Origin of the sequence: Salinicola halophilus (genome assembly GCF_003206155.1) — a bacterium.
Classification (GTDB): domain Bacteria; phylum Pseudomonadota; class Gammaproteobacteria; order Pseudomonadales; family Halomonadaceae; genus Salinicola; species Salinicola halophilus.
In genome coordinates, this window is sequence record NZ_PZJV01000006.1 from 333,383 (window position 1) to 346,267 (window position 12,885).

At 66.2% G+C, this 12,885-nt stretch carries 10 protein-coding genes; 7 read left to right on the top strand and 3 right to left on the bottom strand.

All coding sequences use genetic code 11. From position 1 onward, the window contains the following. Positions 1–109 precede the first annotated feature (109 nt). Positions 110–1,018 carry a LysR family transcriptional regulator gene (locus DOM33_RS13405; protein ID WP_110669772.1) on the top strand — a complete coding sequence of 303 codons (909 nt, stop codon included), beginning with the start codon at positions 110–112 and terminating at the stop codon, positions 1,016–1,018. Positions 1,019–1,069: 51 nt separating this feature from the next. Here DOM33_RS13405 and DOM33_RS13410 read toward each other — a convergent pair whose 3' ends face one another. Together DOM33_RS13410 and DOM33_RS13415 are read right to left on the bottom strand one after the other, a co-directional pair. Beyond that, positions 1,070–1,960 carry an oxygenase MpaB family protein gene (locus DOM33_RS13410; RefSeq protein ID WP_110669773.1) on the bottom strand — a complete coding sequence of 297 codons (891 nt, stop codon included), beginning with the start codon at positions 1,958–1,960 and terminating at the stop codon, positions 1,070–1,072. Beyond that, positions 1,957–3,117, bottom strand: a complete 1,161-nt coding sequence (locus tag DOM33_RS13415; protein ID WP_110669775.1) for an Lnb N-terminal periplasmic domain-containing protein — start codon at positions 3,115–3,117, stop codon at positions 1,957–1,959. Before DOM33_RS13415 ends, DOM33_RS13410 begins: the two co-directional genes overlap by 4 nt. Positions 3,118–3,283: 166 nt before the next feature. Here DOM33_RS13415 and yccS point away from each other — a divergent pair, with 166 nt between their 5' ends. The 6 genes from yccS to otnC all read left to right on the top strand — a co-directional run bounded on the left by yccS (position 3,284) and on the right by otnC (position 11,491). Then, positions 3,284–5,584, top strand: coding sequence for a YccS family putative transporter (yccS, locus tag DOM33_RS13420; RefSeq protein ID WP_110669777.1), 2,301 nt, complete (start codon positions 3,284–3,286; stop codon positions 5,582–5,584). A 317-nt stretch (positions 5,585–5,901) separates the two neighbouring features. Further along, positions 5,902–7,224, top strand: a complete 1,323-nt coding sequence (locus DOM33_RS13425; protein ID WP_110669779.1) for a GntP family permease — start codon at positions 5,902–5,904, stop codon at positions 7,222–7,224. A 28-nt stretch (positions 7,225–7,252) separates the two neighbouring features. Next, a complete protein-coding gene (locus tag DOM33_RS13430; RefSeq protein ID WP_110669781.1) occupies positions 7,253–8,683 on the top strand; it encodes a homoserine dehydrogenase in 1,431 nt (476 codons plus the stop codon). 59 nt (positions 8,684–8,742) lie between these two features. Further along, positions 8,743–9,546, top strand: coding sequence for a DeoR/GlpR family DNA-binding transcription regulator (locus DOM33_RS13435; RefSeq protein ID WP_110669784.1), 804 nt, complete (start codon positions 8,743–8,745; stop codon positions 9,544–9,546). A gap of 26 nt (positions 9,547–9,572) precedes the next feature. Beyond that, complete coding sequence (gene otnK, locus DOM33_RS13440) at positions 9,573–10,835, top strand: 3-oxo-tetronate kinase (protein ID WP_110669786.1); 1,263 nt, start codon at positions 9,573–9,575, stop codon at positions 10,833–10,835. After that, positions 10,832–11,491 (top strand): 3-oxo-tetronate 4-phosphate decarboxylase, encoded by a 660-nt coding sequence (gene otnC, locus DOM33_RS13445; protein ID WP_110669788.1) that lies wholly within the window; start codon positions 10,832–10,834, stop codon positions 11,489–11,491. Before otnK ends, otnC begins: the two co-directional genes overlap by 4 nt. Positions 11,492–11,539: 48 nt before the next feature. On the opposite strand, the gene DOM33_RS13450 is transcribed toward otnC, so the two are convergent. Then, positions 11,540–12,859, bottom strand: a complete 1,320-nt coding sequence (locus DOM33_RS13450; RefSeq protein ID WP_110669790.1) for a glycosyl hydrolase — start codon at positions 12,857–12,859, stop codon at positions 11,540–11,542. Positions 12,860–12,885: the final 26 nt, after the last annotated feature.

Here is a 12,885-nt window from a genome sequence, read left to right on the forward strand (position 1 = left end):
GGTCCGGCGGCGCGTTTCGATGTCTTCAGACTAGGCCGCGCACGGGTCGGAGAAAATCGATAAACTTTCGGTAACAGGTGAGTAAAAGTCACAGGATGAGGAGGCCCGCATGACCGCGTTGCCGTCACTCAATGCGCTGCGCGCCTTCGAGGCGACCGCTCGACTGGGCAGCGTCAGCGCTGCTGCCAGTGAGCTCAACGTCACCCACGGGGCGGTGAGTCGGCAGCTGCGCACGCTCGAACACCACTTCGGCGTCGCCCTGTTCGAGAAAGCGGGGCGCGGGCTTGTGCCCACCGCCCACGGCCGCACGCTGCAGCCGGCGCTGAGTGAGGGATTCTCACATCTGGTCGCGGGCTGCGCGGCGCTGACCCAGCGGCTCGACGAGGCGCCGTTCACGCTCGCCTGTCCCGGCAGCCTGCTGGCACGCTGGCTGATTCCGCGTCTCGACCGGCTCAACGCCGAACTGCCCGATCTACGCCTGCGAGTGGTCTCCAGCGAGAACGAGCTCGACCCGCGCCGCGAGGACGTCGATGCCACGCTGCGCTTCGCGGCGCCGCCGTGGCCGGATGACATGCCGGTGTTCGAACTGCTCCCCGAGCGCATCGTCGCGGTGGCGACGCCGACGCGCTGGACGCAGGCGTCACGCAGCTCGCCCGCCGCCATGCTCGAAACGCTCCCGCTGCTGGAGACGGCGTCGCGCCTTCAGGCCTGGCCCGAATGGGCCGCCGCGATGGGATTGAAAGAGAAGACACTCGCCACCGCCCGCGCCGAGGGGCGAAGCTTCGAGCATCTCTACTATCTGCTGGAGGCGGCGCTGGCGGGGCTGGGTGTTGCCATCGCCCCCGAGCTGCTGGTGGCCACCGAACTCCAGCAGGGCCGACTGGAGGCACCTTGGCCGGCGATCGAGACCGGCGGCGCGCTGGGGCTGTGGCTATCGCCGCGGATCGATCCGCGCCGCGGCGAGCGCCTGGCCGAATGGCTGCGCCGCGAATTAGGCGAGAGAGCAGGGGGAGATTAGAGGTAAAGCAGGGAGATGTAGGGAGAGGTGTAGGAGAGAGTCGACCGGCGCTCAGGTTTGAGCCTGCTCCTTTGCCTGCATGCGCTCCATGGCGCGGCGGTAGGAGCCGTTGCGTACCGCCCAGCGCACGACCGGCGCCAGGGTGCGCACGCCACTGCGCACCGCGTGACGCTCCGGCGTCGACATCTCCAGGCTCAGCAGCGTTGCCGCCCAGGTTGGCAACAGATCGACGCCCGCGCGCATGAAGAGCTTGCCCACCGGCCGCACCACCGGGTTCGGCGGCAGGGCGTCGAGCAGCACCGCGATCACGTCCCGGGTGCGTGCATCGCAGACCAGATAGCGCCGCTGATCTTCCAGGTAGGCGTCGATCGCCGCACGGCTCTTGGGCACGTTCGTCGCGCCCAGCGCCTCGGCGACGCGGGCGGTCTCGGCGAAGTAGCGATCCTGATCGGCAAGGCTCAAGTGCGGGTTGCGATAGCGCCGGTGGGCGGCGAGAAAGCGGCTCATCTCGGCGACGTGGACCCACACCAGGAGCTCGGGGTCGTTGGCGGCGTAGGGGCGGCCATCGCGGGTGACGCCGTGGACGCCGTCGTGAACCCGGCGCACCCGCTCGAGAATGCGCTCGGCGTCGTCGCGGGCGCCGAAGGTGGTCACGGCGATGAACTGGCTGGTCCGGCGCAGCCTGCCGATCATGTCCTTGCGAAAGTTGGAGTGATCCCACACCCCGGCGAGCGCCAGCGGATGGAGCATCTGCAGCAGCAGCGCGCTGATGCCGCCGCACATCATCGGCGTGAACTCGCCGTGCACCTTCCACGCCACCGTTTCCGGGCCGAAGAGCCCCGGGTCGCCCTTGGGCTCGGTGTAGTCCACGCCGCCGAGGTTGCGCCCGGTGAGGCTGGCGATGCGATTCTCGATGGCTTGGCGCAGCGAATTCGGCGTCATGGTGTAATGGGGTCTCCCGTGGCGTCGTCTTCGGCGCTTTCGTCCGTCGGCTTACCGGTCATTGCATCAGGCATTTCATGGGTCTTCTCGCCAGGCGTAACATCCGCGGTCTCATCGGCAACCGGCACGCCGTCGCGAATGGCGCGAGAGAAAGTGCGCGAGCCGGCATCATAGGGCACGGCTCGGGCGCGGGGGTTGATGTAACCTCGCTCGCGCAGCATCGCAAGCGACACGCCCGGCGCCAGACCGCCCACGTCGTGCACGTAGTCGGGGAGATACCCCGAGAGCACCAGACGAAGATCCCGCGGCAGGCCGTCGACGATCTTGGCGACCATGTCGAAGACGAGGGTGGTGCAGTTGCTGGTCAGGGTGTTGTAGAACGCCGGTTCCCGCCTGAGTCTTTCCGCCTCGTCGAGATAGGCGAGAAAGAGCTCGCGCCGCGCCTCGGGTGCGAGTGCCACGCTGTAAAGATAGACGTCCTCGCCGCGGACGTTGCTGCGAAGGCGCAGGATGTCGTTCTCGTCGGCGGCGATCAGGTTGAGCTCGAACTGCTTGAAGAAGCCGCCGACGATGGAGAAAGCCTCGTCGCGCTCGCGACGGATCTCGACCGAGAAGGTCAGATAGCGGCCATCGGCGAAGCCGAAGCTCACCAGGGTGTGGGCGATCGCCGGGCCCATCCAGTAGGAGACGATCATGTCGACGCTTGCAAGCGTTGTGAGATCGTAGTGCCGGGTTTCCCAGTGCGCGGTCGCCTCGCTCGGCGAGTGCCACTCGAAATCGCGCACGTTGTGCAGCGTTACCCGGTCGCCGACGCGCTCGACGGCGAGCTGGCGTGCGACGTCCGGCGCCCAGTCGCGCTCGAGACGGGGTTCGAGGCGCTGCCACCAGAGTACCAGCGCCACGAGGCTCGCGGTGAATAGCAGGCGGATCACCAGACCGCGACGGCGCGGCTGCCAGAGCGGCGCCGCCACCGCCGCCAGCCCCAGCGCGATCCAGGCGACGAGCGTGGCGAGAACCCACCAGCGCGGCCCCGGCAGTTCGAGGTTCACGGCGACTACCCCCCACGCCACGATGAGCAGCAGCACGATCGCCCGCCCGAGGTGAAAGAGCAGCCGCAGCGTTTGGCGCCAGCGCGAGGGAGAGGAGGAGGCGGTCATCGGTAAGGCATCGTCTGGGCCGTTCCATCAAAGCGGGTTCGACGATGGTGCCGCAGTCGTGAGGTCCGAGCCAGTCATCGTCTGCCGCCATCGTGCGTCGAGGCGGCGGTACCCTGCGGGCAAGCCTGATAGAATCCGGCGATCGTTGGCCGCGCCGCGATCAATGATGAGGGTCTCGCCAGCGGGCGTGACGGGCAGGCTTTGGGCGTCACCGGCGACGCCGAGTTCAAGGAGATCCGACATTTCCGAACCGCTTTCCCACTCGCTGCGTCGGCTCTGGACGCTCGACAAGTTCGCCTACAGCTTCCGCGTCTTTCTGGCCTTCAGCGGCGCGATTGCGCTGAGCTGGTTCCAGGACCAGATCGCGCTGGCGATCCCGCTGTTTCTCGGCATCATCGCCAGTGCGCTCGCCGAGACCGACGACAGCTGGGAGGGGCGAATCCGGGCGCTCGGCGTCACCCTGATCTGCTTTTTCGTCGCCTCGGTCTCGGTGGAACTGCTATTCCCCTGGCCCTGGCTCTTCGCCCCGGGGCTCGCGCTCTCCGCCTTCGTGCTGATCATGCTCGGCGTCATCGAGCAGCGCTACGCCACCATCGCTTCGGCGACGCTGATCCTCTCGGTCTACTCGATGATCAACATCGAGCAGCACGGCGGCACCACCGACGGCGACTTCTGGCGCCATCCGCTGCTGCTGGTCGGCGGGGCGGCGTGGTACGGCGCGATCTCGGTGATCTGGTGCGCACTCTTCTCGCGCCAGCCCGTCAAGCAGAGCATGGCGCAGCTCTATCGCGAGCTGGGTGAGTATCTGATCATCAAGGCGACGCTGTTCGAGCCGCTGCGCGGGCTCGACGTGGAGTCCCGGCGGGTGGCGCTGGCGCGCCAGAACGGGCGGGTGGTCTCGGCGCTCAATCAGGCCAAGGAGATGATCTTTCGACGCCTCGAGGGCCAGCGGGGCAGCCGCAAGCTCAACCGCTATCTCAGACTCTATTTCATTGCCCAGGACATCCACGAGCGGGTGAGCGCGTCGCACTACCCCTACTCGGCGCTGGCGGAGACGTTCTTTCATCACGACGTGCTGTTTCGCTGTCAGCGCCTGCTCGACCAGCAGGGGCGCGCCTGCAAACGCCTCGGCAAGGCGCTGTTGCTGCGCCAGCCCTTCGATCACGACTTGAGCGAGCAGGCGCTGGAGGATCTGCGCGCCTCGCTGGTCTACCTGCGCGCCCAGCGCAACCCGGCCTGGACGCCGCTGCTGCGCTCGCTGCAGGCTCTGGCGCGCAACCTCTCCACGCTGGAGGACCAGCTCTCCCGCGCCCACAACCCCGATGCGGTCGCCGAGCATCAGGACGCGAGTCTCTTCGACCGCTCGCCGCGCAGCCTGCGCGACGCCTGGGAGCGGGTGCGGCTCAATCTGACCACGGGATCGCCGACCTTCCGCCACGCCCTGCGCCTGCCCACGGCGCTGCTGGTCGGCTACGGCGTGCTGCATCTGGTCCATCCGACGCAGGGCTACTGGATCCTCTTGACCACGCTCTTCGTCTGCCGGCCCAACTTCGGTGCCACACGACGTTTTCTACGTCAGCGCATCGCCGGCACCGTGCTCGGGCTGGTGGTGGGCTGGGCGGCGATCAGTCTGTTTCCGCATCCGCTGATGCAGTCGCTGATCGCCGTCGTCGCCGGGGTCACGTTCTTCGCCAACCGCGAGAAGCACTACGTCATCGCCACCGCCGCCATCACCACGCTGGTACTGGCGAGTTTCAATCAGATCGGCGACGGGTTCGACCTGATCGTGCCGCGCCTGGTCGACACGCTCATCGGCGCCTTCATCGCCGGGCTCGCGGTGTTTTTCATCCTGCCGGACTGGCAGGGGCGGCGGCTCAACAAGGTCGCGGCGACGGCGCTCTCCCGCAGCAGCGACTATCTGCGCGAGATCGTGCATCAGTACGAGAGCGGCAAACAGGACGATCTGGCCTACCGGCTGGCGCGGCGTAACGCCCACAACGCCGACGCCGCGCTCTCCACGGTGCTCGCCAACATGCTCCAGGAGCCCGGGCACTACCGTAAACGCGACGCCGACGAAGGCTTTCGCTTTCTCGTCGTCTCTCACACCCTGCTGGGCTATCTTTCCGCGCTCGGTGCCCATCGCGGCGTGGTGACACCCAGCGAGAGCGACACCGAGACCTATGCCGCCGCCCGGCGCGTCGCCGAAGGCTTCGATGCCATCGCCGCCAGTCTGGCATCGCGCCAGCCGATCCCCGATCTCAAGAGCGAGCAGGCCGCGCTGATGGCGATCTTCGAGCAGGAGCCCGCCAGTGCGACGGACGACACCGACGACGAGCGCCGCGTGATACAGACGCAGCTGCTGCACATCAACCGCCAGCTCGGCGCGATGCGCGAGGCGGCGGGGAAGCTGGTGGTGCATCCCGAGCCGACGGTCGACGTCTCGAACACGCCGGCGAAGACAAGCTGATCTTTTGCCCCCGATGCCTATCGAGCGCCTACCTGCCGCTGCGTCCTCACCCACGATGGCGGGTCACCCGAAGTCGTCGGATCATCTACCCCACAAGGGGAGTGGCCTCGCCACGCCGGATTCACGTTTTCTCCCATCCCGTCGAATCGACGAAGTCATCTAGTTCTCTGATCTCGCAGTCAATTTCGCTATCTGTGACCAAAGTCTTAGACGGATTGTTTTGACTTCGACCAGCTCGAAAGAAAGGATAGGCGCCGTTTTGGAAACTAATGTTATTTTTTAACAAATAACACCAAGTCGGTCTCCCGGAGGTCTCCATGTCCGATCTTTACGTCCTGATAGCCTTCGGCGTGGCGCTGGTCGCCATGATCCTGATGATCTCGCGCTGGAACGTTCACCCGGCGATCACGCTGCTGATCATCGTCGTGGGTCTCGGGCTGGCGCTCGGGCTCGGCGTGGAAGAGTCGCTGAACACGCTTTCCAACGGCCTGGGCAGTACGGTAGGCAAGGTCGGCATGATCATCTTTCTCGGCTGTGTGCTGGGCAAAATGCTCGAGGGCAGCGGTGCGGCGCTGCGTATCACCAGCGCCGCCTATAACGCGTTTGGCCCCAAGAAGGCGATCTGGGCGATCGCCGCCGCCTCAGCACTGCTCGGCGTGCCGATCTTCTCCGACGCCATCGTCATCGTGCTCATGCCGATCGTTGCCAACCTCGCGATGCAGACGAACACCTCGATGGCGAAGTACGGCACGGTGCTCTATCTGGGCGCCTTCGTCACCGCCTCGGCGATCCCGCCCACCCCCGGCCCCGTCGCGGCGGCCAGCTTCCTCGGGGTGAGCATGGGCGAGGCGATCCTCTGGGGCGCGCTCATCTCCGTGCCAGGCATCATCGCCGGTACGCTCTATGCCCAGTCGCTGAAAATCGATGTCGCTCCCAAGCCGGAATATCTCCAGCAGAAGCCGGTGGAGGAAGGCCCGTCGATGTCGCTCCTCGCCGCGGTCGCCCCGATCGTGTTGCCGATCATGCTGATGATGTTCGGCTCGCTCGTAGGGGAGCAGTTCGAGGGCTCCTGGCTGGGTGAATTCCTCGCCTTGATCAGTGATCCCACCATCGCGCTGCTCATCGGCGTGGTACTCGCTTTCCCGCTGCTGGGCGGCAAGTGGCGTACCAAGGAGGTCCTCAACGACTGGATGGAAGACGGCCTGCGCCTGGCGGCCATGCCGATCATCGTCACCGGCCTGGGCGGGGCGCTTGCGTTGATCGTGCGCGACACCGGCGTTGCCGACTCGCTGGCGTCGTCGGTGCAGTCGATGGGCATTCCGCCGCTGCTGATTCCGTTCATCGTCGGCGCGCTGGTCAACACCATTACCGGCTCCAATACCCTTGGCGTCCTCACTTCGGCGTCGATCGTCCAGCCACTGCTGCCGAGCTTGGACATTTCGCCGCTGGCGGCGTTTCTCGCCTGCGCCTCGGGTTCGCAGATTCTCAAGCACCCCAACTCCAGCGGTTTCTGGGTCACCGTGAGTCTCTCGGGAATGAACGTCGCGCAGGGAATACGCGCCGTCGGCGGCGCCACGCTGATCAGCGGTCTCGTTTCCGGCGCCTTCACCTACTTCTTTTTCATCATGGGCTGGGTCTAGGCCCCAAACGCTCAGCGCGGAGATGCCAATGAACTTCGAAGCTTTTTTCACTCCCGAATCGCAGCCGGTCATCGGCATGGCCATCGTGGGCGCGCGCGGGGGATTCGGTTACTCCCTGCTGGCGCAGTGTCGTCACATCGACAAGATCCGGGTCGTGGCGCTGTGCGATCTGCAGCTCGAGGCACTGGAGAACGGCCTGCAGGAATTGGGCTACGGCGTCGACGAATGGCAACGCTGCGACGATGCCGAGAGCGCGGCACGGGCGGCGGCGGCGGGGAGAATCGTGCTGTGCGATGACTACCGGCTGCTCGAGGCGGTCGCCCTGGACGTGGTCGTCGAGGCGACGGGGCACCCGGATACCAGCGCCATCGTCGCCCAGCGCTCGCTCGAGCGCGGGGTTCACGTCGCCATGGCGACCAAGGAGGTCGACTCTGTCATCGGCCCCTGGCTCTCCCGGCTCGCCGAGCGCCACGGGGTGGTCTACTCCACGGTCGAGGGCGACCAGCCCGGTAACCTGGTGGGGCTTTTCAGCTGGGGGCGAATGCTCGGCTTCGACATCGTCGCCGCCGGCAAGTCCAGCGAGTACGACTACGTCTACGATCCGGCGAGCGGCCGGATTCGTTACACCGACCGCGAGGTGGCGGTCTCCTCGCTCGGCGACGCGATGACCCTTGGCGGCGACGTCGCCGAAACGCTCGACAGGCGCCGCAAGCTGCTGGCGATGCTGCCGCAGAGCGCGACGCCCGATTACTGCGAGATGACCGTCGCCGCCAACTCGCTCGGCTTTCGTCCGGCCTGCGAGACCATGAACTATCCGCTCTGCCGGGTCGCCGAGCTGGCGGACGTCTTTATCCCGCGCGCGGACGGCGGCATTCTCGACGGCGAGGGCGTGGTCGATGTCTTCAACTGCCTGCGGCTACCGGAGGAGGCGAGTTTCGGCGGCGGTGTCTTCATTGTCGTGCGCTGTCAGAATCGCGAGGTCTGGCGCGTGCTCGCCGAAAAAGGCCATGTGGTGAGCCGCAACGGCGATTACGCCTGCCTGTTCTGGCCCTACCACCTGATGGGTCTGGAGACACCGATGACGCTCTACGCCATGGTGTGGGGCAAGCGGCCCAGTGGCGGTGTGCGTCAGCGCACCTACGCGGTCATGGCCGGTGAGGCGCAGCGGGACTTTTGCGCCGGGGAAACGCTCGCCATGGGAGGCCATCACCACGTCATCGAAGACCTCGAGCCGCGTCTGCTGTCAGCCGGGCAGCAGACGCGCGAGCTGGCGCCGTTCTATCTCGCCGCCAATCGTCGCCTCATTCGAGATGTTAAAAAAGGTGATAAAATCACAATCGAAGATCTCGATCTGAGCGACTCTCCGCTGTTCGACGCTTACCGGGCGCTTCAGACGGAGGGGCTGGTGGCGGAAATCGAGACGGCGCGCGATACGACATCGGACCAGCGCCAGCGCTAGAACGCCGACCGGTACGTTCGAGAAACGAGACGCAAGAGACGATTCGAGAGGAGCCTACGTTGATACCTAGCCAACGCCGCCAGCGCTTGCTGGAGCTGCTCGAAGCGCAGACGGTGCTCAGCATCGCCGAGCTGGTCGAGCGACTGGCGGTGTCGCACATGACCGTGCGCCGCGACATCCAGCAGCTCGAGCAGGAAGGGCGCGTGCTCTCCGTGACCGGTGGCGTTCGGCTGGTATCGCATCTGCACCGAGAGCCCTCCTGGCAGGCCAAGGCGGTGACCAATCTCGATGCCAAGCGGGCGATCGCCCGGCGCGCGGCACAGATGGTCCACGACGGACTGACGGTCTATCTCGATGCCGGTACGACGCTGTACGAGATGGCGACGCTCGTGACCCACGTTCGCCATCTCACGGTCATCACCAACAACTTCCAGATCACCGCCTGGTTGGCCCAGTATCCTCACATCGATCTCTACCATGCCGGGGGGCGCGTCGATCACGACAACCACTCCTCGGTGGGGCCGTCGGTGGTGGACTATTTGCGTCAGGTCAACGTCGACATCGCCTTCATCAGCAGTTCTTCGTGGCATCTCGAACGCGGCGTCACCACGCCGGACGAGGCAAAGCTCATGGTCAAGCAGCAGCTCATGCGCAGCGCCTCGCGACGCGTGCTGCTCGCCGACAGTGCCAAGTACGGTCAGTTCGGCCTGTTTCGCGCCTGCTCGCTGGAGGACTTCGATCTCATCGTGACCGATAGCGCCCTGGCGCCGCTGGCACAGCGAGCGATCGTCGATCGCGGCATCGCGTTGGCCTGTGTCGCCGACACCGAGGGCGCGCCGCCCGTATCGAACCCGGATAGCTGACCCAGCGGCCCAGACAAGGAGGTTTCATGCCTTTCATCGGTTGTATCGCCGACGACTTCACCGGTGGGACCGATCTCGCCAACAATCTGGTCAAGAGCGGCTTTCGCACACGCCAGACGATCGGCGTTCCCGTCGAGCAACCCGGCCGAGACGATGACACGATCGACGCGGTCGTCGTCGCGCTGAAATCGCGTAGTCTGCCGGCGTCGGAGGCGGTCGAGGCCGCGCTCTCGGCACTGGCGTGGCTTCGCCAGCAGGGATGCGAAAAGTTCTATTTCAAGTACTGCTCGACGTTCGACTCCACGCCGGACGGCAATATCGGCCCGGTGGCGGAAGCGCTGATGGAGGCGCTCGGCGTGACGGGGACGCTCTTCTGCCCGGCGTTTCCCGCCACCGGTCGGACCGTTTATCAGGGGCATCTTTTCGTCGGCGACCGGCTTCTCAACGACTCGGGCATGGAGTCCCATCCGCTGACGCCGATGGCCGATGCCGATCTGGTGCGCTGGCTCGGCCGGCAGAGCCGTCGCGACGTGGGTCTCATCGCCTACAGCGATCTCAGCCTCGGCGAAGCCGCGGTCCGCGCGCGTATCGACGCGCTCATCGATGAGGGCAAGGCGCTGATCGTCACCGACACCCTGGACGACGCCCATCTCGACCTGCTCGCCCGTGCCAGCGCTCATCTTCCGCTAGTGACCGGCGGCTCGGGGCTGGCGCTGGGGTTGAAGAATCTTTCGCCCACTACGGCCACCGACGCCGGCCGGCTACCGACCGCGGCGGGGAGTGCGGTGGTGCTTGCCGGCAGCGCCTCCCGGCGCACGCGGGAGCAGATCGAGCACGCGGCGACACGCCTGCCCACCTTCACGATCGATCCGCGACGGTTACAGGAGAGCTTCGACGCGACGGTCGATGACGCCATCCGCTGGGCCGAGCCGCAGCTAGGGCCGACCCCGCTGCTCATTCACAGCGACACGCGACCCGAGGCGATCGAGGCGGCGCAGTCGCAGCTCGGCGTAGAGGCGGCCGGTGCGCTGATCGAGCGGGCGATGGCGACTCTCGCCGAGCGCCTGCTGGTACTCGGCGTGCGCCAGTGGATCGTCGCCGGCGGCGAGACCTCGGGGGCGATCGTCCAGGCGCTGGGTATCACGTCGCTCAAGATCGGCCCCGAAATCGCGCCGGGCGTGCCCTGGACCCACGCCGCTACTGCACAGGGCGATATTCATCTGGCGCTGAAGTCGGGCAACTTCGGGGCTCGCGAGATGTTCACCAATGCTTGGGAGATTGTTCGATGAGTCACCCCGCCGACGAGCGTTACCTGCGCGAGCGAATCGCGACGCTGGGCCAGCGCCTCTACGCCCGTGGCTTGAGCCCGGGCACCAGCGGCAATATCAGCGTTCGGCTCGATGACGAAAGCTGGCTCTGCACGCCCACCAACTCGTGCATGGGGGAGCTTGCGCCGGACGAGATCAGCCGGCTCGACTGGCAGGGCAACCTGCTGGGGGGCAAGCCGCCCAGCAAGGAGTACTTCTTCCATCTGGCCTACTACGCCAATCGTCCGGCGGCGCAGGCGATCGTGCACCTGCACTCGAGCTACTCGAGCGCGGTGGCGTGTCTGGATGATCTCGATCCGCAGAGCGCGCTGCCGCCGATCACCCCCTACTTCGTGATGCGGGTGGGTAACCTGCCACTACTGCCCTACCGGCGCCCGGGGGACGAGCGCTTGGGTGAGGACATCGCTGCCTACGCGCCGCACCATGCCGCCGTTCTGCTGGCCAATCACGGCCCGGTGGTCACCGGCAAGGATCTGGAGGCGACGGTCAGCGCCGCCGAAGAGCTCGAGGAGACCGCCAAGCTCTATCTGCTGCTGCGTGACAAACCCTATCGCGAACTCAGTCACGCCCAGATCGCCGAACTCAAGGACGTGTTCGGCGCCGTGTGGGAGAGCTGAGAGAAGGCGACGCGATCCGCTGAAAGGGCAGAAGCCGAGGAGGCAGCGTCACTCGAAGGCGAGCCAGTCGAAGCTGGGATAGCCGCCGGTGGTCTCGAGGGTGAGGGTGTGCTCGCCCGCCGAGAGCGCGAGCGAGGCGGTGGTCTGGGACCATACGTAGACGCTCCCGGTGCTGGGTAGCGAAAGCGTCTGGCGCGTCTGGCCGTCGACCCGAAGACGAACGCTGGCGGCACCTGCGGCATAGGCGAGGCGCACGCGGTAGGTTCTGTCGCTCTCAGAGGAGATCTGAAAGCGCAGGCGCTGCTCGCGCTCGTCCTGGTTGGAGAAGAGCTGGACGACCGGGCGGCCGTCACTGTCGACGGTGGTGCGGTGATGCATGCCCGTCATGGTGACGGCGTGTTCGGCCTGGATCGTCGCGGGCAGCGTCGTGTAGGTATCCGAGCCCTGAATGCCCTGATAGAGCGTGCCGAGCGCGGTCCAGTCGCCGTCGTCGTCGAGCAGGTCGATGACGGTGGGCGGGGCGTCGTCGTCGTCGGGCACTCGGCCCAGAAACCAGGCGTAGCGCTCGATGTAATCCTGCCCCTCCATCCAGCGTACCGTCTCGGCCAGAAAGTCCATCTGACTCTCTCGCGTCGTCGAACCCCCATCCGAGCTCTGATTCCACTCCGTTACCCAGATGGGTTTGGCGTAGCGCTCATGAAATTGCTCGATGTAGGGCGTGAACCACTCGGGCGCCGCCATGTAGGCGTGAACGGCGATGCCATCGACACGGCAGCCGGCACAGGCGGCAAAGAAGGCATCCAGATAGGCGAAAGGACTGCCGTTGTCGTCCGTGCCGGGAATGTCGACCTCCCCTGGGCTGTAGTTGACCGCCGGCGAGAGCAGCTTCAGGCCGTAGTCGTCGGCGATGGCCTCGAGCCTGGGCCAGGCGTTCGCCGCCGCCTGCGGGGTGAGATTGGCCTGATCGCGGAAGTTGGGCTCGTTGAAGGCGAGCAGGTAGCGCGCCTCGGCGTGTTCGTCGAGATAGCCGCGCAGCCTCTGCTCGTCGAAGTCCGCGCCGAAAGTCATGGGCACGAATTCGAGGGCGCTCTCGGCCTCCGCCGACGCCTCGAGGTTCGGATCGGTCGCGGGCGACCAGTTGTACCACCAGGCGACGTTGCCGTTCATCGTCGCTCGATCCGCCGGCTGGATGGCGGCGAAGGCGATACCGCGCTTGTCGCTGACGCCGTCGGCCAGCGCGGCGAGGGAATAGAGCGTAGCGCAGCCGAGCACCAGGCTTTTGAGCACCAGGCTTTTGAGCACCGGGGTCGTAAGCACCGAACTCTTGAGCCTCGGGGGCGTGAGCGTCGCGGGAAAGCGAGATGGCATAGAGGCTCCTAAAGTGGCAGATGGAC